Genomic DNA, 19,126 nt, shown 5'->3' with positions numbered 1-19,126 from the left:
TTTCAGACCTCCAGCATGGATAATACTAATTTCTCTAACGCCCTATAATCAGTAGTCTGAACGTTAAGAGCACCGATAGCCGATTGTATACGAGATTGGTCAACATAGTCTAAATTTAAGTTGGTAAAAATTTCATATAAAATTTCATATTGTGACTTCTTAGGCTGCTTAATATCGTTTAATCGTCTTTTTTGATGTGCTTTTTCTTCACTAGTTGGTTCTAAAGTATAAATTGCATTTTCCCTTTTAATAATATCTAGACCATTTGTAAAATTTGTTAATATTTCTTCATTATATTCTTCCTGTATGATTAAGTATGAAGTTAAAAATGATCTTGTTAGAGCCATATATAACGTGTTTCGCTCAGCAAAATTACGTGTTATTTTATGATTAACAACACAAATAACAAATGGAAACTCTAATCCTTTAATATTGTTTTTATTTGATATTATAATTTTATCTTTTTCAACTTTTTTATCTTTATAAGTTACACTTGAATTCCAACCAAATTCACTAAAAAGATTAGCTTCAAGATAAGTTACAAATTCATAATCATGCCTAGAAAGTCTTTCCTTAGTAAAAATAACTGCTATATCCTCTGGACGAACGTCTGGATGCTTAGCTTTTATTCCATAAATTGTACTTATAATACCATTCATTATCTCACTTTGAGGAATTTTAATAATTTTGGTATAATCTAAGCCCTCCATTTCTAGCTCTTGAAACCTCAATATAGCTTCTCTTGTTAATTTATAGTTCCTTCCCTCAAATTCAGTTATATAACCACATGCATCCCAACCATTTTCCTCTAGCCAAGTGATAGTAGGTTGCTCAAATAATCCCATACCAACAGCATGAGAAAACATTAAGTTTTTAGGATGAGTACGATATACTTTATTTAATGAAAAATCAGGTTCAGAAGCTAGTTTTTGCATATCAAAAATATCTTGAAAAATATCTCCTGCTAAGTATAGTGTTTTAGAAGTTGCTTTTTGACATAATTGAATAAATTCCTCAGGAAAATCTTGTGCTTCATCTACCAATATATAATCAAAATATGGTTTTATTTCGACATCGTTTTCCTCAAGTTTCAACAAATGGGCCAAACTTTTTTTACAAGCACTTTGGAAACTGCCTTCACTGGCATTAAAAAATGGGAGTTTATAAATACTACATATTAAACTATATAAACCCAGATTATTAAGATTCCGTTGCGAGCCCCAGCCATGAAATACCCACAAACGTTCATTCCATTTAATTTGCTCCTCAACTTTCATAAAATCAAAAAACTCTGGAACACGAGATTTCAATTTATTCGCAAGAGCAATATTATGACATGTGAATGCTATTCTATTTGTTTCATTTTCAGTGTACAGCTCTTTTAATCTATGTAAGAGAAGTTCTGTTTTACCTGTACCTGCTAATCCTTGAATCTTTACAATGTCTTGACTCAATTCTTCATAAATAAACCTTGTTTGATCACCATCAAACAATACTATCTTTTTTCTAATTTTTTCTAATAAGGTTTCAGGAACCTCATTTCCAATTTTACTAATATCATTTATACTACCGGTAATTAGTGAAATTATTAGATCTACTTTTCTCTTCTCTTCGGAATCAGTGTATTCAATTTCCTTAAAAAAACTGTATATCTTTTCTTCCGAATCTAATAATCCTAACTCCTCAAAATTAAACTTTTTTAAATATTTTCGCCATTTATTTGGCCGTCCAATAACATCATTGTATTTAAATTTCTTACCCAAATATCCTATATCTTCTATAAGATAATCTACAATTTCTTCGAATTCATCAGTGTCTTTAGAATTATCTAGACTAACGATAGTAACAGCATGAAATGGACTTAGTATTAATATAAACCTATCAGTATCATAATCCGTTTCTTTTTCCATAAGAGGTCTATCCATTATATATATCTGGAATTGATTATTCACGGCATACTTAAAAATTTCATTAATGAAACTATCCAGTTTTGGAGTACTTTTTTCTAAATTTTTATAAAAAAAGCTACTTAATTGGCTCATTTAATCACCTTACCCCCACTTTAATTTTTTATCCATTACAAATAATTAGGGATTTCTTTCAACTGAAAAATATTAAATAGATTCCCTTTTTATATTTGAAGGTTTACATTTGAATTTTTTCATCTAAAATTGTTGGATAGGTATAATAATACCTGTAATTCCACCTTCTAAATGAACATGAACAGAAAGCTTTAACTTTTATAGAAGGAAATTTATTTTAATTCTACAATAAATTATATAATTGTAATATCGAAAATTAGTGAAATACACAAAACTTATGATTTGTATACATTCGTATGCATATAAGATTAGGAGTGATAAAAATGGCCGAGACATTCCGCCGTGGAAAAATTGAGGATTATATTAACAGATTGAAATTTAGAAAAGAGATCCTAATCAGGCAATTAACTCAAAATGAATATGTATGTTTAAGAGAAAATCTAACTGGACAAATACAATCTATAGACTTTATTTTAAATGAATTAATCCAGGAATTTAATATTAAAGTGTAATTCAGAGTATACAAATGTATACTCTTTTTTAATTTCGCCAAAGAAGTTTGGGCGAAATTAAAATAAGCTCTAGTTCACAATAAAATTTAATTTCGCCTCAATTTTTACTTGCCTATTTGAGCGAAGATGACTGAAGCGGCAGAACGGCGGACAGCTTCCTTAAAAACTTCCCTTGGGTGGACAATGGAAGCATTCAGGCTACCAATAAAAATGGTCTGCCTGTGGATCACCTGGTTTTTTGTATTCAAATACAGGCAGACAAAATGCTCCTGGGGTAGGAATCGCATATCATTCATCAGGTATTTTGCCCCGTCTTCCGGGGAGCGGACGACATACCTTTCATCAATAGTATGGTTAGCTATCCTTCTGCCAATTTCAACTGCAGCGAGGATATGGATTGCTTTCGCCTTGCCAATGCCTTTTATGCTTGTAAGTTCCTCAAGTGTGGCATCCTTAAGAAGCCGCAGCCCTTCGAACTGTGAGAGCAGTCTGTTGGCAAGCTGAAGGACGGGTTCGTTCTTTGTCCCGGTACCGAGCACCAGCGCAAGCAATTCATGGTTTGACAGGCTCTGTGGCCCATTCAGGATAAAGCGCTCCCTTGGCCTTTCACTTTGCGGATAATCCCTGATCAAGAACGTTTCATTTTGCAATCAAAATTCCTCCCTGTCATGTGACCGGGAGCTTCAGAGATCGAGTGAAGCTTTGCTAAAACGGGAGAATAAAGCCGGCTCTTTTCAGTTCCCGTACTGTCCTGGCAACAGGAAGACCGACAACCGTGTAATAGTCTCCGGAAATTTCCTTGACGAGAAAACTTCCAAAGCCTTGAATTCCGTAGCCGCCAGCTTTGTCGAATGGTTCTCCGCTTTTAATGTAGGCGTCAATCTCTGCATCTGACAGCCCCCAGAAAGTAACATCTGTTTTTTCAAAAAAGCGGGTCTCGGCTTCAGGGGAAACGATGGAAACTCCAGTGTAGACGGAATGAGTATTTCCGGACAGCCTTTTCAGCATCGATTCTGCCTCGGACACCCCTTTTGGTTTGCCGAGTATTGTACCTTCATGTACAACAACAGTGTCAGAACCGATGACAAAAGAATCAGGATGCTTGGCTCCGACAGTAAGAGACTTGCGCGATGCCAGCTCCATGACCGCTTCTGCCGGGCTCAGGAAGCTGCCCAAACTCTCATCCGCATCGCTCGCGGAAATGTCAAAAGTAAGGTGGAGATTCTGAAGGAGTTCTTTTCGCCGTGGAGAAGCTGAGGCTAAAATGAGGTTCTGCATGATATCACCTTTCCTGAAAAAAGCATAATTTAGGGAGATACAAATTAATGGTAACAAACTTCTTCCCTTCCTACAATGATAACCGGCAAAAGCCGACAAAATTTTTAATAGGGTCTGCCGACACCGGCAGACCCTATTTATAACTGTCTGGTTCCTGCGTCTAGTGGACTTCGCCTATTTCAACTACGACGAAGTACAGGAGATGCTAGTAAGGCAGAACGATCCTGGATGTTGCGTGAGATGAGCTTTTATTAACCTAATGATGCGGCTTTTCCAGCTTTAACAGGAGTTCGTACTGGTCTTGAAATGGCAGATTTCCTCCCCTATTCAAGGCGCTTCCGCTTTTCATTTTCCTTTATCTCGTGCCGGTGTGCTCCAGTCCAGACGGCGCTTAACGGGCGCCTCCGCTTTTCTTATATAAACTATTTCCCAGAAAATACTGTTGTTATACTTGGAATGTTTTATTGTCCCAATTCGCTGTATGCCGCCAGGACCTTTAGCAGTTCACCTTGGCTGGCAGGCTGTGAAAGGCTTGTCTTGATTGACTTTATTTTTTTGCTTTCTATATCTTTTTCAGGGATTTGTTTGAGAGTGCCAGCAATTTCTTTTGCTTTAGTTACATCACCAGGCGTGAGCATTGCTTGTACCGCGTTGGGCACCAATGTTAAAATTTCCGTTTCTTCCTTGCTGACCCCTTTGACTTGTCCTCCGCCGATTGTGATTGGCTTTGCAAAGGCATCTATCCCTTTCCCCTTCATTTCGGCTGCCTTCTGCTTTGCTACTTCAATTGAAGGCGCTGCATCCAATATTAAAGTGTACTTGCCTCCACTTTGAATAATGGCCGTTGTCATTCCTTTTGCTTCTATATCTTTTTGGGTTTTTTCCGCCGAATCCATCGAAGTATAGACGCCCCCTTGAATAATAAATGTCTCAATAGGCGTAAGCTTGGCAGTTCCCTTTCCCACGGCAGCCGGAGCATCCTCCTGCAGGGATGCAGCTTCATTTTGTCCCGGAGCTGCTGTTCCAGACGTCACAACACTTAGTATGGCATATCCAAGAGCGACACCGATAACGATTGCACATGCAACCGCACCAAGGACTCTCTTTGCCATTCCGGAATGTTTGATGCTTTTGTTTAATGCAGGCATCCTAAAGCTTCCATTTTCTTTTTTGACACGATCACTACCGGCATCATGATCCTTTTTTTCTGTTTTATGTACAGGATCTGGCAGAATCCAATCGAAGCTTTCATCATCATTTTCACGGGCAGCAGCGGTTTCTTTCCAGTGTCCCACCTTCAAATCAGTCCCAGGGGGAATCGTTCGTTTCCTTTCCTTCCCTTTTGCCTGCTGGGTACGTTTAAACGGACGATCCTCGCCATTGATTTTAATCGTAATGGTTTTTCCGCGCTTGTCCAATTTTATGTCCCCCCCAATTTCCTTCGTAAGTTTGTCCATTCTAGCATAAAGAAAAAAAAAAAGAACAAGACTTTTGTCGTCTCGTTCCTTAAGGATTTCGTCAAATTTTTTACTCTTGGCCATTTTGCAGAACAGAACCAAATGTATAGAATGGATTTTTTTTATTGGAAGGCTCCGGAATTTCCAGCGAAGGCAGTCCTTCTTTTAAATCATTGAGACTTGACATAAAAAAAACTGAAAGTGTCAAAGTAAAATTTATATTCCCAGCGTCCTGATTCCAGGAAGTGATTTCTTCGGGACCGTTGAAATCTATGCTGTCCACTGTGATGATCCGTTGAAGGCCTTCAAGTGTCTCAATAAAGCTTTTCAGTTCAAAATAATTCGATGCAGCTACTTTGACAGTTTTGCTATTTGTCTCCACACCATTCGGTTTCTTTACCGTTTCTCCAGCCTGCCGTTCCCCTTCTGCTTTCTGTCTGTTTTCATTTCCAACATCTTCTTTTGAATCTTGAGTGGTCGATTCTTCTGTGCCAAACTCTATTGAATCAATCTCGCTCCCTGAAATAATTTCCGCTTCTTCTATATCCAGAACAAGCTGGTCCATTTGCTGTACCATCTAAATTAAAGAGTAGAATAAAAGTTGAAGCGAAAAAACAAAAAGTAAATATGGAGGATATCGTTGTTAGTATATTGACAACTTATTATAATAATCAAGATAAAAATGGCAACGTATAATAACAAGAGTTTAATGATTATCTGCATTAGTTTTTCTCTTTTGGTTGTTCCTATAAGGAAACACCAAAATAAAAAGTTAATGAAAAAAGGGAAGAAGAAACTACATTTTCTTTTCTGCAGAAGTTTACTAGGCACGTAAGTCAGAACTCCCTTCAAAATTTAGATGAAGAACAATCATCACCAAATATTAAAAAGGGAGGATTGAAGTATTGTTATAGTTAAAAATACGATTAACGGATTATCGCCATAATTATGCACTTGTTTATTCTGTACATAATAATTATTGTTGATTTAGAGCCATTAAGCTCTTTTTTCTGTGAAAATAATTACTCACCTGGAATTAGGTATACGATCAATCTCAGCGGGTTAACCTATTCTTAACCGAAAAAAGCCATTAAGAAAGCTAGGGTACCTGTCGGAAGGTAACCATGTATATTCTTATCTGGTTTTGGTTATACTAACTGATTTGTGGTTCTTTGTAACACTCCTTGTTGATTAACATGGAGTAAATGATCCGAAGCATTCGATGCGATATGGCAACGAGTGCTTTTTTCTTTCCACGTCTGGAAGCTATTGACCAATATTTCGCAGCCAGCCATCGATTCCTGAATCTTGATACAGCCCAAGCGACCTCACACATAGCGGATTTGATATAGGGATTACCCTTGGTTGTCCTAGTGCTTTTCCGTTTTCCCGCACTTTCATGGTTCCCGGGTGATACTCCTACCATGAAGCAAGGTGCTGCGATGTCGGAAATTGAGTCATATCTGAATGTAGACTAGAAGACGGACACGTAGAATTGGTCATTTTTCTATAATGGCCTTACTAATTCATAAGAGGACGTGTCTAATAATGGGAAAGCATTTTGATAACGAGTATAAGATGCAAATAGCCAAATTCATTGTAGAAGATGGAAAAAAAGCCGCACAATTGGCCCGAGAACTGGATATCCCTGAGGGAACAGTTCGAAACTGAGTTCAAGCCTAAAAAAGGAAGAAAGACGGCGGTTTTGTGGGTAGCGGTAACTTAGCCCTGAGCTAAAATCTTTAAAGGAGATGGAAAAGCAACTAAAGGATCTTCAGGAGGAGAACGAGATATTAAAAAAGGCTATGCACATCTTCACGAAAAACCCGAAGTAATCTATACCTTTATCAAGGAGCACGAGCGCGCGTTTCGTGTGGTGAAGATGTGCCAGGTTCTAGGTGTTTCGAAAAGCGGATACTATGATTGGCTGAAGCGAGAAGAAAGCCCGCGGAAGCAGTCTCGGAAGGCACTAATAAGGGAAATTAAGAAAATCTACTTTGAATCGAAAAAGCGTTATGGAAGTATCAAAATTACCAGGAAGCTGCATGGCCAAGGGATCAAAGTTTCCGAACGGCATTTGCAGAGGATTATGACGAGCGAAGGAATAACGGGGCCACAGGCAAACGGCTTTGCATTTCCCCGATTCCCCTTACAATGCGCCGTTTAGTATTTCTTGACTTTTTCTCCAGCCCTTCCAATATTCGCTTTTCAGAAGTCATTTCCTTCTCTTTTCGCTCAAGTTCTTGATCTAAAGGTTTTATGTAAGATAAATAGAAAGCAAGGTAGAGAAAAAGTGATAATGGAAGTGAACCTGCCAGAATTAGTTTCTCTCTTTTCCCAAAATTCCAGTTCATAACGACTCTCCTCCTCTTCCAGGTTCCCTTTATTCCGGAAGAAAATGACCCTTTTTCAGAAAGATGGAATATTCCATGGAATACCTCGGCAAAATGTTACTCTAATTATTTTGCGGCTCCTTGCTCGCCTTTTCCTTTTTATCTCGTTCCGCTTTAATATAAAGCAAATCTGCACGATCCACCCAGTCTGCTTTTTCGAGGGAGTGTAAATAATAGGCTGCAGAACGCGTATCATCCATTCTGACATTGACGGTAACGGATTCGGAATCTTTATATTGAAAATTCCTAATAAAAACCTCTTTCAGGAAGAAGCGTGATGTGACTTTCCAGAAGCGGCATTGTCATCGTCCTTGTACTTTCCGCCCAATCTATTGCCTTCTCTAGTCTCTCGGCGGAGCTTTCCTCATGTTTATCCTGCAAGGAATCGGCCTGATCATGAAGTCTATTGATTTTTTTATCTGTACTATTTATTTTGATGCTATCGCTTTTCCCCTGCCAAAAAACAAGTCCACAAACTGCTGCTACCTAAGCACAGCAGCTAATACGGCTGCAATCACTGCAGAATGCCAGGCTCTTTTCTGGGAAGGAGGTTAATGTCCACAAGCATTCCTACGCCTCCTTCAATCCAAGTCCGAGTGCAATATACAAGCTTTTCGGGAGAGGATCAGCACCCGGTTGGGTAGATTTCATCGTTAGTGTGTCAACTGGAATATCAAACCGCTCCACCATTTCATCATGTATTCTTTCAAGCATAGGATGGTCGCCGTTTAACAATATTTCGGTAATTTCACTTTTTCCCTCTGTAAAAGAATAATGATAAAAATCCATCAGTTTGTTCATTTCTTTATATATATCCTCAAACTGGAACACAAGCTCGTCCATCTCGCCATTATACGCCAGCTCCTGCTCTCCCGAGGTACCCAGCATAACTTTCCATTCTTCCTTTGATCCAACAGTGAGATGACGCATGAAGACTGGGTAGCGGTCCTCGAATATGCACATGCTGACACGGTCAAGATCAAAATTTACTGTTAATAGCCTGCCGGCTGGCTTCCTTATGTAGAGCTGACGATAAAGCCTGTAAAGTGCCAGTGTGGAAAATATCGGCTGAGACCGGTTTCAGTTTTGCGCTTTTTAATAGATTGGCATACTCCTGTACATACTTTTCAGGAGCGGCAAAAAGCAGAACCTCTTTGTTTCCATTTGGATTAGGAAGGGAAACCGTATCAAAAACTGGCTCTTCAAAAGGCAGATGAATCGATGATCCGAATTCTAAATAAAGGTAGCCATAAAGCTCGTCATCTTTTACGTCAGTTGGGACCGCTGCTTTTCTGATGACGACAAGTGAATCGGGGACAGTAAAACGCACTTTCCTCCCCGGAATTCTCCAATCCTGGATACACTCATCCAAAATATTGGCCAATGTATCATAATCATGGATTTTCCCGTCGGAAATAATGCCTTGCTGGAGGTATTTTTCTCCGTAGTGGAGGGGTACTGGGGAATTTGAATGCTTGAGCTCAACGAACCGGATTGAATGGTCATTTATAACAAGGTTAATGACCCTCCTCCGGCCAAGAAAACGGGAAAACAGCATGAACAAAACTCCTTCAATTAAAATCCTGATGACAGCATCGTTAAGTACGCATGGACGATTGCATCTCCAAAAAAATAAGCTGTGAGCGTTCCAATCGCAATAAAAGGTCCAAATGGAATAGGCTGTTTTCTTTTAACAAGCCCAGCCATCAAGCCGACAATACCGAAAAAAGCACCAAAAAATGTGGCAAAAAAGAAAGATAGCAGCATCGTTTTTAATCCAACCGCCATGCCGATGACAGCAAACAACTTTACATCTCCCATGCCCATCCCACCGCGGCTGATGATGCTGATGAATAGAAGCAGTAGGAATCCTGCCACAGCACCGGCAAGCGAATCCCACCATGGTGATAGAGGAGCTACAGCTCTGATCAACAGAAAAATCCCGGCAAACACTAAAAGCACTTTATTGGGAATGATCATGTAGGCAAAGTCGGAGACGGTGATGATCATAAACAAGGAAATCAGCGCCAAAGCGGCAAAAAGCTCCCAGTTCCAGCCGATGAGATAAGAAGCAGCAGCAAAAAGAATTCCAGTGGTCAATTCGGCAAGAGGATATACAAGTGAAATGCTCCCGCCGCAGCTTCGGCATTGTCCCTTTTGAATCAAATAGGAGACAACAGGGATAAGCTCCATACTCCTCAGCCTGTGCCCGCAGGCTGGACAAGCCGACCCCGGGGCAACAATTGATTTTCCTTCCGGAACGCGAAGGCCAACCACATTGAAAAATGACCCAAAAACAACACCGTATAGAAAAAGCAAAGTAGTATACAAAAATAGTTACCTCACAATTCTAAAAGGATTGGTTTAAATACAGGCATCAATTTATTCCGTCTTCGTGGCCTCTTCTTTTGTTCGCTGCTAGTGCCGCTTTCATGGTCGCTAATCATTCCTGGCTGAGCTGCCCTGCTGAAAGTTTGCCATCATTGGAGGAATTCAATTGCTTTCCCTGAATAAAAAAACCGAAGAAGGATAGTAGTATAATAGACAAAAGAGCAAGGGCGAGCGTGATTTCAAGCAGTTGATAGCCTTCCTGGCGGTGAAGATCGCCCTTAAAACCCACCCTTTCGTATTAGTTCTTTATACCTATTATACTTCCATTCTCCATGCTTTACATCCTTTTTTTGCTAAAATAAAGCAAAAACGCCATTCTCATCGAAAATTAAGCGTAAAAAAACTTACGGTCAGTCAACCGAACAGCCCGAATGCAAAAAAAAAGCCGTCATTACTCAGCTAAGTAATGACGACCTCTATTTTCAAAAGTCGATAAGATAACTTTCTGAACAACCAGAAACGATGTTCAGGCTGTTTTTTGCCTAAAGGAAGAATTTTCGCTACAAAATTTCCTTCCGCTGATTGAGTACTTCTTGGATATAAGGCTTCACTACCGAGAGAAAGTACAGCGAGCCGGTAACAACAAACATTCCGTCAGTCTCGATTCTCTTCAGTTCATCCGATATTCCTGCTCTCCAATCAGAAGCGGTGAGCTTAGAAGCCGATATGCTGGCTTCGGACAAATCTTCCGCGGAAGCCGCCCGTGGGAAGTCGAAGCTTGTAAACACCAATCGGTCTGCTGCAGCGTCAAGGTCACGAATCATTTTTTCAAACTTCTTGTCTTTTAATGCTGCAAACATGATGGTTTTCTTCCTGCCGGGATACTGGTCCTGTAATGTGCTGACCAATGCCTTTATCCCTTCCTCATTGTGGGCGCCGTCAATTACAACCAAAGGGTGTGCAGAAAGAATTTCAAACCTTCCTGGCCAGCTCGCGCGAAGCAGTCCGGCGCGGATGTTCCTTTCCTCGATTGGAAGAGAAAAGTTCGCAGAAAGAATATGGCACGCCATGACAGCAAGCGCCGCATTTTCCGCCTGATGTTTGCCAATCATACCAATTTCAAGGCCGTGATATTCTTTAAAAATGCTTGAAAAGGTGAATCGGCCCCCGTTTTCGAGCGGAGTGTGCTCAATTGCCCTGAACTGCCCGCCAGCAGTGTAAAGCGGCGCCTTTTTATCCTCCGCTGTTTTACGGATGACAGCCAATGCTTCTTCCTGACTTGCACCGGAGATAATGCTGACGCCGTCTTTAATAATCCCCGCTTTTTCAAAAGCAATCTCGCCATATGTATCACCAAGAATCGCGGTATGATCCCGTCCTATGCTTGTGATGATGGAAAGCAAAGGATGGATGATGTTTGTCGAATCAAACCGGCCGCCAAGGCCCACTTCATAAATAACCACATCAACGGGCGACATAAAAGCGAAATAATACATTGACATGGCCGTGATCACTTCGAATTCAGTCGGACCACCGAGCTCCGTCTTTTCAAGCTCATCTGCCAATGGCCTGATTACATTCACAAGCTTGACGATTTCACTGTCCCCGCAAGGCTTACCACTCATGCTGATCCGCTCATTGAAATGCTCTAAATACGGGGAAGTAAAGGTCCCGACAGAGCAGCCTGCCTCCTCAAGGATGCAGCGTAAAAAAGTCACGGTCGAACCCTTCCCATTCGTCCCTCCAACATGGATGGTCCTCAGCTTCTTTTCCGGGTTGCCAAGCCTCTCCATCATCCATTCCATCCGCAGTAGACCTGGTTTGATTCCGAGGCGGAGCCGTGAATGGATCCATTCGACCGCCTCTTCATACGTTGTTAACATCCTGCTACCCCCTAAAAACGCAAGCGCACATAAAGCGTTATTTCCTTATTTTGAAAGGTGAAACCGTTTCTTTCCCATTAACACCGAAGACGAACCAGACAACTGGTTCGCCTTCTTCCGGCTTATCCCCGGAGTTCCTTGATGCGGGCTTCAACAGCCGCCCGTTTTTCCAAATAATCTTGTTCCTTGGCTCGCTCTTCTTCAATAACTTTTTCAGGCGCCTTCCGAACAAAGCCTTCGTTGCCAAGTTTTTTCTGAACGCGCTCGACTTCTTTGTTAAGCTTTTCGCGTTCTTTTTCAAGCCTTGCTATTTCTTCATCGATATTGATTAACCCTTCAAGCGGAAGGATTATTTCAAGTCCTGTTACAACCGCAGTCATCGCCTTCTCAGGGGCATCGATCTCGATACCTGCCTCAAGCTTCTCAGGATTACAGAAACGCTCGATATATGCGCGGTTTTTCTCAATCACTTCAAGAATGCTTTCATCCTTTGCTTTAAGGAAGATGCTGATTTTTTTGCTCAGCGGAGTGTTCACCTCTGCGCGGATGTTCCTGACCGCACGGATTATTTCCACGAGGAGCTTCATTTCTGAAGCAGCATTCTCATCTGTCAGCGAAGCTTGCGCTTTCGGCCATTCGGCCACTGTAATCGATTCTCCTGAATGCGGAAGGTTCTGCCAAATTTCTTCCGTGATGAACGGCATGAACGGATGCAGCAGGCGCATCGTGTTGTCGAGGACATAGGCTAGTATGGACCTTGTCGTCTTTTTGGCAGCCTCATCATCGCCATAAAGCGGGAGCTTGGCCATTTCAATATACCAATCGCAGAAATCATCCCAAATGAAGTTATAAAGGACGCGGCCGACTTCACCAAACTCATAACGGTCCGAAAGCCTTGTCACTGTCTCAATCGTTTCATTCAGCCTCGTCAGGATCCACTTGTCAGCTACTGATTTTTCGCCGGACAAATCGATTTCCTCAAAGGTCAAACCATTCATATTCATCAATGCAAACCGGGATGCATTCCAAATCTTGTTGGAAAAATTCCAGATTGATTCGACTTTTTCAATGGAGAAACGCAAATCCTGGCCCGGCGAACTTCCGGTTGACAGGAAATAACGAAGAGAATCTGCTCCATACTTATCGATAACATCCATCGGATCGACGCCATTGCCTAGCGATTTGCTCATTTTACGGCCTTCCGCGTCACGGACAAGCCCGTGGATAAGTACATCCTTGAACGGCCTTTCGCCTGTAAACTCAAGCCCCTGGAATATCATCCGTGATACCCAGAAGAAGATAATATCGTATCCTGTGACAAGCGCGGCAGTAGGATAATAGCGTTGGAAATCCTTCGCTTCGCCGTCAGGCCAGCCCATTGTCGAGAATGGCCAAAGCGCGGAAGAGAACCATGTATCTAAAACATCGTTATCCTGGCTCCAGTTTTCAATGTCACTAGGCGGCTCGTGATCAACATAGACTTCGCCCGTTTCGTTATGGTACCAAGCCGGGATTCTGTGGCCCCACCAAAGCTGGCGTGAAATACACCAGTCGCGAATATTTTCCATCCAGTGCAGGTATGTTTTTTCAAAACGGTCCGGAACAAAGTTGGCTTTATCTTCTTGTTGCTGAAGCTTAATGGCTTCATCAGCAAGCGGCTGCATTTTGACAAACCATTGTGTGGAAAGGTATGGCTCGACAACAGCTCCGCTCCGTTCGGAATGGCCGACAGAGTGCTGGTGTTCCTCAATCTTGAATAGGATACCTTCTTCCTGCAAATCTTTTACGATTTGTTTGCGGCATTCAAAGCGGTCCATTCCCTTATACTTGCCTGCACCCGCATTCATGGTGCCATCCTCATTCATGACAAGGATTCTTTCAAGATTGTGGCGGTTCCCTATTTCAAAGTCGTTCGGATCATGCGCAGGAGTAATTTTCACAGCGCCTGAACCAAATTCCATATCAACATAATCATCCCCGACAATCGGAATTTCCCGTCCAGAAATAGGGAGAATAACCGTTTTTCCAATAAGGTGGCGATAACGGTCATCTTCCGGGTGAACTGCAACAGCGGTATCGCCCAGCATTGTCTCCGGACGTGTCGTGGCGATCTCGATACCGCCGGATCCATCAGCGAGAGGATAGCGCATATGGTAGAATGCACCCTGGACGTCCTTGTAGATAACCTCAATATCAGACAACGCAGTTTTCGTTGAAGGATCCCAGTTAATGATATATTCGCCGCGGTAGATTAAGCCTTTTTTGTATAATGACACAAATACTTCGCGGACAGCTTTGGAAAGGCCCTCATCAAGCGTAAAGCGCTCACGGCTGTAATCAAGTCCGAGACCAAGCTTAGACCATTGCTCGCGGATATGATCAGCGTATTCTTCTTTCCACTTCCATGTCTCTTCCACAAATTTCTCACGGCCAAGATCGTAGCGGCTTTTTCCTTCCCCGCGCAGCTTTTCCTCTACTTTTGCCTGTGTTGCGATTCCAGCATGGTCCATCCCGGGAAGCCAAAGGACATCATAGCCCTGCATCCGCTTCATCCTCGTCAAAATGTCCTGCAAGGTTGTGTCCCATGCGTGACCAAGGTGAAGTTTTCCGGTTACATTCGGTGGAGGAATGACGATTGTATATGGCTGCTTCTCATCATCGTCTTTCGCTTCAAAATATTTACCTTTTAGCCACCAGTCATAGCGGCCTTTTTCTATTTCTGCCGGATTATATTTCGTCGGCATCGATACATTCTCTTCCATTTAAATTCCTCCTGTCAATAGAAAAACACGCTTTTTTTGCAACAAAAAAACTCCATCGTCATAAAAGGACGAATGGAGTGCGATTCGCGGTACCACCTTTTTTCCGAAACGGGACAATGCCCCTCCGGCTCTCGACTCGATAACGGTGAAGACCGTCTCCTGTTACTTTAGGCAATAGCCGGTTGGCAGGAGAAGCTCGAGGGTGACTTCCAACCGGCCCCGCCTAAAAAACCTCTCAGCAAATGGTTTTTCTCTCTTGAGGCAGCCTTTGTTGTACTGGTCCCTGTCCGCGCTTTTAAGTTTCATATATAAAATATACTACCGAAAAAAGGGGAATGTCGTCAATCATCTTCTCCGTTTTTTCTTATTTTATACTTTTATGCCGGGATTGTTCGAGTTTTAGGCACGATTATGGCCCAACGTTCATAGAATAAAGGAAAACCTTCGGGGGAGGAATCACGTATGAAAGGAAAACGGTACAATCCATATTCACTTCCGCGCTGGCTTCGGACGTGCAGGAGCATTGCGGCCCAGTTTGCCATTCCATTCTGTGCCTTCCAGGGGATTCGGACCATTTTTTTCCCAACTTCATTCGATGTCCTGCTCCTCAGTATTTTGATCCTGATAGCACTCGCCATACACTTTGAATTCATTTAAAAAAACCCAGAGGTTTAGCTCTGGGCTCCTTGCTGTGAGGCCGCGGCCTCTTCTTTTTGCTTCTCGATTTCTTCCATCCGCATGACGACATACTCAGTGTTTTTCAGCTGCCAATAAAGCTTCTGAAACTTTTGGACAGCTCTCAGTTCATCTTGCCCCTCCCTGGTGAGGTGATAGCTTTGGACGGCCTTTAAAATACCGGTGGGGTACGCCATATAGCTCACAAAAAGCAGCTTTTCGTCCTCTCTGAACGGAAAATGTTTAAAATACATGTTCAGCCATTCAATCCCCTCATCCGCTTGTTTCGGACGGGCCCGCAAATATCTGGAGAAGAAAGGCAGCAAATCTTTAATGGGAGAACCAAGCCTAGAATCCTCAAAATTGATAAAATATCCAAAACCTCTCTCATCAAAGAGAAAGTGGTCCGACGAGACTTTCCCGTGCAGCATTACCATGCGGGCTTTGCTCTGCCCCGCCGTCTTCTCCTTCCAGCTGTCAAGCTTCTGCCTGGCAAATTGCATTGCCTGGCGGATATCCTGATAGTAAAGGCAAAACAGCATTTGGAATGGGGACATGTACCATTCATTCTCACTAGCTTCAATAAAGCCATCAATAAACTCTTCGTCTTTTTCCCATTGTTTGGCTGTCTGCTCATAATGCTTCTCGCGTTCTGCCCTCCCAACCTCTACATCCCGGGCGGAAAGGGTATGGAGGCGCGCCAGTTCCCTGAAAAGTTGAAGAGGTCTTTCTGTCCGGTTTTCTTTTACCTCGTTCGGTAGCCAGGGCATCAAATAATATAGTGAATCCTTCTCCAGTACTGCATATCTGCCATCCGCTGCAGGATAGACAGGGACAATCCTGTTAAAGCCTTTTTGAAAAAGAAACTGGGTATTCCTAATGAAATCAGTTCCACGACGGGCATCAATTTTCTTTAATGCATACTGGCCTGAATTCGCATAAACCTTTTTCGTCCTGCCAAAGTTCTCGACAAAATAGGGCTCGATTGCATACTGCCTGAGGATTGGTTCTGTGTCTATGAGTAGGCTTCGGGCATCATCCATGGCTATTCACTCACCTTCTCCAACAGCTTACTTCTGCTGGGGAGCATATTCCGCAGGTACATACAGCACTTGGCCTTCTTCAATTTCCTGGTCGATTCCAAAATGGTTGGCGCGCAGGAGATGCTGTACAGAAACTTCATACCTGTCGGCAATTTGCTGGATTGTGTCTCCATGCTGGACAATACACACCCTGATTTTCGCAATTTCGGTTTCTTCTTTCCTTGCCAGAAACTCAGCAATAGAAAGGCTTTTTTTCTTTGATTTTTTCTTTTGTTTGACTGCTTCTTCTGAAGATGAAGAGCTTTCTTCCTCTTTTTCAGCTTCTTTAGGGGCAGAACCTTTAATCTCTAATTCAAACTCTTTTACGTCAGCAGGAGGAACAGGTGCATTCTGGGCTGCAGGCTCTTCTCTTTTACCAGTATCGGCTGCCTCTTCATCCTGTTCAGCTTCCTGTTTTGCGGCTGTCTCTGGCTGTGCTTCTGGCTGGGTTTCCCCTCGATTCGTGTTCGAAACCAGCTCAGCTATCTCAATGACCTTTGCACTCTGGCTCTCCTCGGACTGTCCGGGTTCCTTCCTTGCTTCCGCAGTAAACGGAGCAAATTCTTCATCTTTTTCAGGAGCCGCAACCGTTTCCTGATCACCGTACATCCCTTCCTCAAGGGAAAACAGGCTTTCGCTGAATTCCAAGGGTACAGGTTCGGGCAGGTCATTCTCAGGTTCACGGAATAGCTCGGAAACAGCCTCTGGTTCCCGATACTGCTCGGGAACGTCAGCCTCTGGTTCACGGTACAGCTCAGGAATAGTTTCTCCTGTTTCGATTGCATAGGACGATGGAGCTTCACTTCCATGCTGCTGCTCCCCATATAATCCGGTGATGTATAAATCTGCAGTCAATGAAAGTGAATTCTTTTCAGGAAGGGCATAATCGAATGTCTCGACAAGGATGTTCAAATCATAAATGCTTTCAATCCTATTTTTTGGGATTGTGATATCCACCGGAAACCGATGGGCAAATTCCATGTTTTCTTCATCATTTCTGGATACAGAATGAATAGTCTTTGGCGCGAGGAACATTTCCTCCTCCGCCGTTATCTCTTCTTCCCCTTCAAAGCATTTATATTCCCCGGTCAATTCAAGTGAACCGCGAATCGTCACGTACTGGTCATTTTCCTGGATGGAAATGTTCGGATCTAATGAAATCGAGACAAGTTCTGCGACTTCCTGTCCTCTTTGGAACCATACGGATTCTTCGAGAGAAAAACGCAGGCACGATTGATGATTCCCCATAGACAAAGCGACTCCTCCTTTCATTCCTTCAGCATAAATCACTAAGTCATTTACACTTTATGACCAATAATGGCTGATTATGATTAAAATCCTCTGCGCTAGCGGATTAATAAAAAAACTCACACTCTCCAGCAGCGGAGGTGTGAGTTTTTGAAGCAATCTACTTTAGTTTTTCAAAAGCCTTTTCAGCAGCTTTCAAGGTTGTGTCTATATCTCTTTCTGTATGGGCTGTTGAAATAAACATTCCTTCAAACTGCGAAGGAGGCAGGAAAATACCCTGGTTAGCCATTTCACGATAGTAAGAGGCGAAGAAATCCAAATTTGAAGTTTTCGCTTTTTCGTAGTTGATCACTTTTTCATCCGTGAAGAAAAACCCAATCATCGAACCCGCACGGTTAACGGAAAGCGGAATACCGTGTTTCATTGCCGCAGCCTTAAATCCTTCCTCAAGAACATCACCCAGTTTTTCGAAGTGTTGATACGTTTCAGGCGTAAGCTGTTTTAATGTCTCATAGCCCGCTGTCATGGCAAGCGGATTTCCAGAAAGAGTTCCAGCCTGGTAAATAGGACCGCTTGGAGCAACTCTCTCCATGATTTCCCGTTTACCGCCGTAAGCGCCGACAGGAAGCCCCCCGCCAATTACCTTACCAAGACAAGTTAAATCAGGTTTGATGCCGTAATAGCCCTGTGCACAATGATAACCAACACGGAAGCCTGTCATGACCTCATCAAAGATTAGCAATGATCCGTATTGTTCTGTCACTTCGCGCAAGCCTTCAAGGAAACCTGGCAGCGGAGGGACGACTCCCATGTTCCCGGCAACAGGTTCTACAATGATGCAGGCAATATCTTCCCCAAACTGTTCAAATGCGTATTTGACGCTTTCAAGGTCGTTGTATGGCACTGTCACTGTATTCTTAGCGACTCCTTCAGGCACTCCCGGACTGTCCGGCAGCCCCAAGGTCGCGACGCCAGATCCCGCTTTGATAAGAAGCGAATCTCCATGCCCATGGTAACACCCTTCGAACTTGAGGATTTTATTTCGTCCAGTGTATCCGCGGGCAAGCCTTAGTGCGCTCATCGTTGCCTCTGTGCCTGAAGAAACCATGCGCACCATCTCGATTGATGGGACCCGGTCAATGACAAGCTGCGCAAGCTTGTTTTCCATCAAGGTAGGAGCGCCAAAGCTTGTCCCCATTTCAGCAACCTTCTTGAGAGATTCGACTACGGCGTCGTTAGAGTGTCCGAGAATTAACGGCCCCCATGACAATACATAATCAATATATTCATTACCGTCAATGTCATAAATTTTCGAACCTTTTCCCCGTTCCATAAAAATCGGATCCATAGCGACCGATTTGAAGGCACGGACCGGGCTGTTTACACCGCCTGGCATCAAGTCCACAGCCTCTCTGAAAGCAGCTGCTGATTGTTCATAAGAGCGCATTCTAATCCCCCGTTTC

At 42.8% G+C, this 19,126-nt stretch carries 18 protein-coding genes, 1 pseudogene and 1 other annotated feature; of the genes and pseudogenes, 4 read left to right on the top strand and 15 right to left on the bottom strand.

Annotated elements, in window-relative coordinates; translation table 11 throughout:
* Positions 1-2: 2 nt before the first annotated feature.
* Positions 3-2,042, bottom strand: coding sequence for an STM2767 family DEAD/DEAH box helicase (locus D1970_RS17320; protein ID WP_119114113.1), 2,040 nt, complete (start codon positions 2,040-2,042; stop codon positions 3-5).
* 323 nt (positions 2,043-2,365) lie between these two features.
* Between D1970_RS17320 and D1970_RS17315 the strand changes: the two genes are divergently transcribed.
* Positions 2,366-2,554 carry a hypothetical protein gene (locus D1970_RS17315; RefSeq protein WP_119114112.1) on the top strand — a complete coding sequence of 63 codons (189 nt, stop codon included), beginning with the start codon at positions 2,366-2,368 and terminating at the stop codon, positions 2,552-2,554.
* Positions 2,555-2,679: 125 nt separating this feature from the next.
* On the opposite strand, the pseudogene radC reads toward D1970_RS17315, so the two are convergent.
* From radC to D1970_RS17290, 5 genes and pseudogenes are all read right to left on the bottom strand, one after another.
* Positions 2,680-3,204, bottom strand: a pseudogene (radC, locus tag D1970_RS17310) (RadC family protein); the annotation flags it as partial.
* A 55-nt stretch (positions 3,205-3,259) separates the two neighbouring features.
* Positions 3,260-3,832: a Maf family protein gene (locus tag D1970_RS17305; RefSeq protein ID WP_119114156.1), complete on the bottom strand. Its 573-nt coding sequence runs from the start codon at positions 3,830-3,832 to the stop codon at positions 3,260-3,262.
* 461 nt (positions 3,833-4,293) lie between these two features.
* Entirely contained in the window at positions 4,294-5,250 is a 957-nt protein-coding gene (locus tag D1970_RS17300) for an SPOR domain-containing protein (protein WP_181213198.1), read from the bottom strand.
* Positions 5,251-5,359: 109 nt separating this feature from the next.
* Positions 5,360-5,854: a hypothetical protein gene (locus D1970_RS17295; protein ID WP_119114109.1), complete on the bottom strand. Its 495-nt coding sequence runs from the start codon at positions 5,852-5,854 to the stop codon at positions 5,360-5,362.
* Positions 5,855-6,442: 588 nt separating this feature from the next.
* Positions 6,443-6,715: a transposase gene (locus D1970_RS17290; protein ID WP_246369965.1), complete on the bottom strand. Its 273-nt coding sequence runs from the start codon at positions 6,713-6,715 to the stop codon at positions 6,443-6,445.
* A 456-nt stretch (positions 6,716-7,171) separates the two neighbouring features.
* Between D1970_RS17290 and D1970_RS23450 the strand changes: the two genes are divergently transcribed.
* Positions 7,172-7,456, top strand: a complete 285-nt coding sequence (locus D1970_RS23450) for an IS3 family transposase (protein ID WP_119114108.1) — start codon at positions 7,172-7,174, stop codon at positions 7,454-7,456.
* Here D1970_RS23450 and D1970_RS22480 read toward each other — a convergent pair.
* Positions 7,377-7,643: a hypothetical protein gene (locus D1970_RS22480; protein ID WP_181213225.1), complete on the bottom strand. Its 267-nt coding sequence runs from the start codon at positions 7,641-7,643 to the stop codon at positions 7,377-7,379. The two genes, D1970_RS23450 and D1970_RS22480, sit on opposite strands and share 80 nt — an antisense overlap.
* 405 nt (positions 7,644-8,048) lie before the next feature.
* On the opposite strand from D1970_RS22480, the gene D1970_RS17280 reads away from it, so the two are divergent.
* A complete protein-coding gene (locus D1970_RS17280) occupies positions 8,049-8,237 on the top strand; it encodes a hypothetical protein (RefSeq protein ID WP_119114107.1) in 189 nt (62 codons plus the stop codon).
* A 15-nt stretch (positions 8,238-8,252) separates the two neighbouring features.
* Here D1970_RS17280 and D1970_RS23125 read toward each other — a convergent pair whose 3' ends face one another.
* The 5 genes from D1970_RS23125 to D1970_RS17260 all read right to left on the bottom strand — a co-directional run bounded on the left by D1970_RS23125 (position 8,253) and on the right by D1970_RS17260 (position 14,658).
* The gene (locus D1970_RS23125; RefSeq protein WP_246369963.1) at positions 8,253-8,570 is read right to left on the bottom strand and encodes a type IV pilus biogenesis protein PilM; all 318 of its coding nucleotides are present in this window, start codon (positions 8,568-8,570) and stop codon (positions 8,253-8,255) included.
* A 91-nt stretch (positions 8,571-8,661) separates the two neighbouring features.
* Positions 8,662-9,240, bottom strand: a complete 579-nt coding sequence (gene pilM / locus D1970_RS23120; protein WP_246369961.1) for a type IV pilus biogenesis protein PilM — start codon at positions 9,238-9,240, stop codon at positions 8,662-8,664.
* Positions 9,241-9,257: 17 nt separating this feature from the next.
* Positions 9,258-10,013, bottom strand: coding sequence for a prepilin peptidase (locus D1970_RS17270; RefSeq protein WP_119114106.1), 756 nt, complete (start codon positions 10,011-10,013; stop codon positions 9,258-9,260).
* A gap of 560 nt (positions 10,014-10,573) precedes the next feature.
* Positions 10,574-11,896 carry a bifunctional folylpolyglutamate synthase/dihydrofolate synthase gene (locus D1970_RS17265; protein ID WP_119114105.1) on the bottom strand — a complete coding sequence of 441 codons (1,323 nt, stop codon included), beginning with the start codon at positions 11,894-11,896 and terminating at the stop codon, positions 10,574-10,576.
* A 122-nt stretch (positions 11,897-12,018) separates the two neighbouring features.
* The gene (locus D1970_RS17260) at positions 12,019-14,658 is read right to left on the bottom strand and encodes a valine--tRNA ligase (RefSeq protein ID WP_119114104.1); all 2,640 of its coding nucleotides are present in this window, start codon (positions 14,656-14,658) and stop codon (positions 12,019-12,021) included.
* A 61-nt stretch (positions 14,659-14,719) separates the two neighbouring features.
* Positions 14,720-14,957 (bottom strand) — a binding site (T-box leader).
* Positions 14,958-15,120: 163 nt separating this feature from the next.
* On the opposite strand from D1970_RS17260, the gene D1970_RS17255 reads away from it, so the two are divergent.
* The gene (locus tag D1970_RS17255) at positions 15,121-15,315 is read left to right on the top strand and encodes a YszA family small membrane protein (protein WP_119114103.1); all 195 of its coding nucleotides are present in this window, start codon (positions 15,121-15,123) and stop codon (positions 15,313-15,315) included.
* Positions 15,316-15,329: 14 nt separating this feature from the next.
* On the opposite strand, the gene ysxE is transcribed toward D1970_RS17255, so the two are convergent.
* From ysxE to hemL, 3 genes are all read right to left on the bottom strand, one after another.
* Entirely contained in the window at positions 15,330-16,376 is a 1,047-nt protein-coding gene (gene ysxE / locus D1970_RS17250; protein ID WP_119114102.1) for a spore coat protein YsxE, read from the bottom strand.
* 27 nt (positions 16,377-16,403) lie between these two features.
* Positions 16,404-17,663 (bottom strand): LysM peptidoglycan-binding domain-containing protein, encoded by a 1,260-nt coding sequence (locus D1970_RS17245; protein WP_246369996.1) that lies wholly within the window; start codon positions 17,661-17,663, stop codon positions 16,404-16,406.
* 160 nt (positions 17,664-17,823) lie between these two features.
* Positions 17,824-19,110 carry a glutamate-1-semialdehyde 2,1-aminomutase gene (gene hemL, locus D1970_RS17240; protein WP_119114101.1) on the bottom strand — a complete coding sequence of 429 codons (1,287 nt, stop codon included), beginning with the start codon at positions 19,108-19,110 and terminating at the stop codon, positions 17,824-17,826.
* Between the last annotated feature and the right edge of the window lie 16 nt (positions 19,111-19,126).

The organism is Mesobacillus zeae (genome assembly GCF_003570705.1).
GTDB classification, from domain to species: domain Bacteria; phylum Bacillota; class Bacilli; order Bacillales; family Cytobacillaceae; genus Mesobacillus_C; species Mesobacillus_C zeae.
This window is presented reverse-complemented; position numbering and strand designations above follow the sequence as displayed.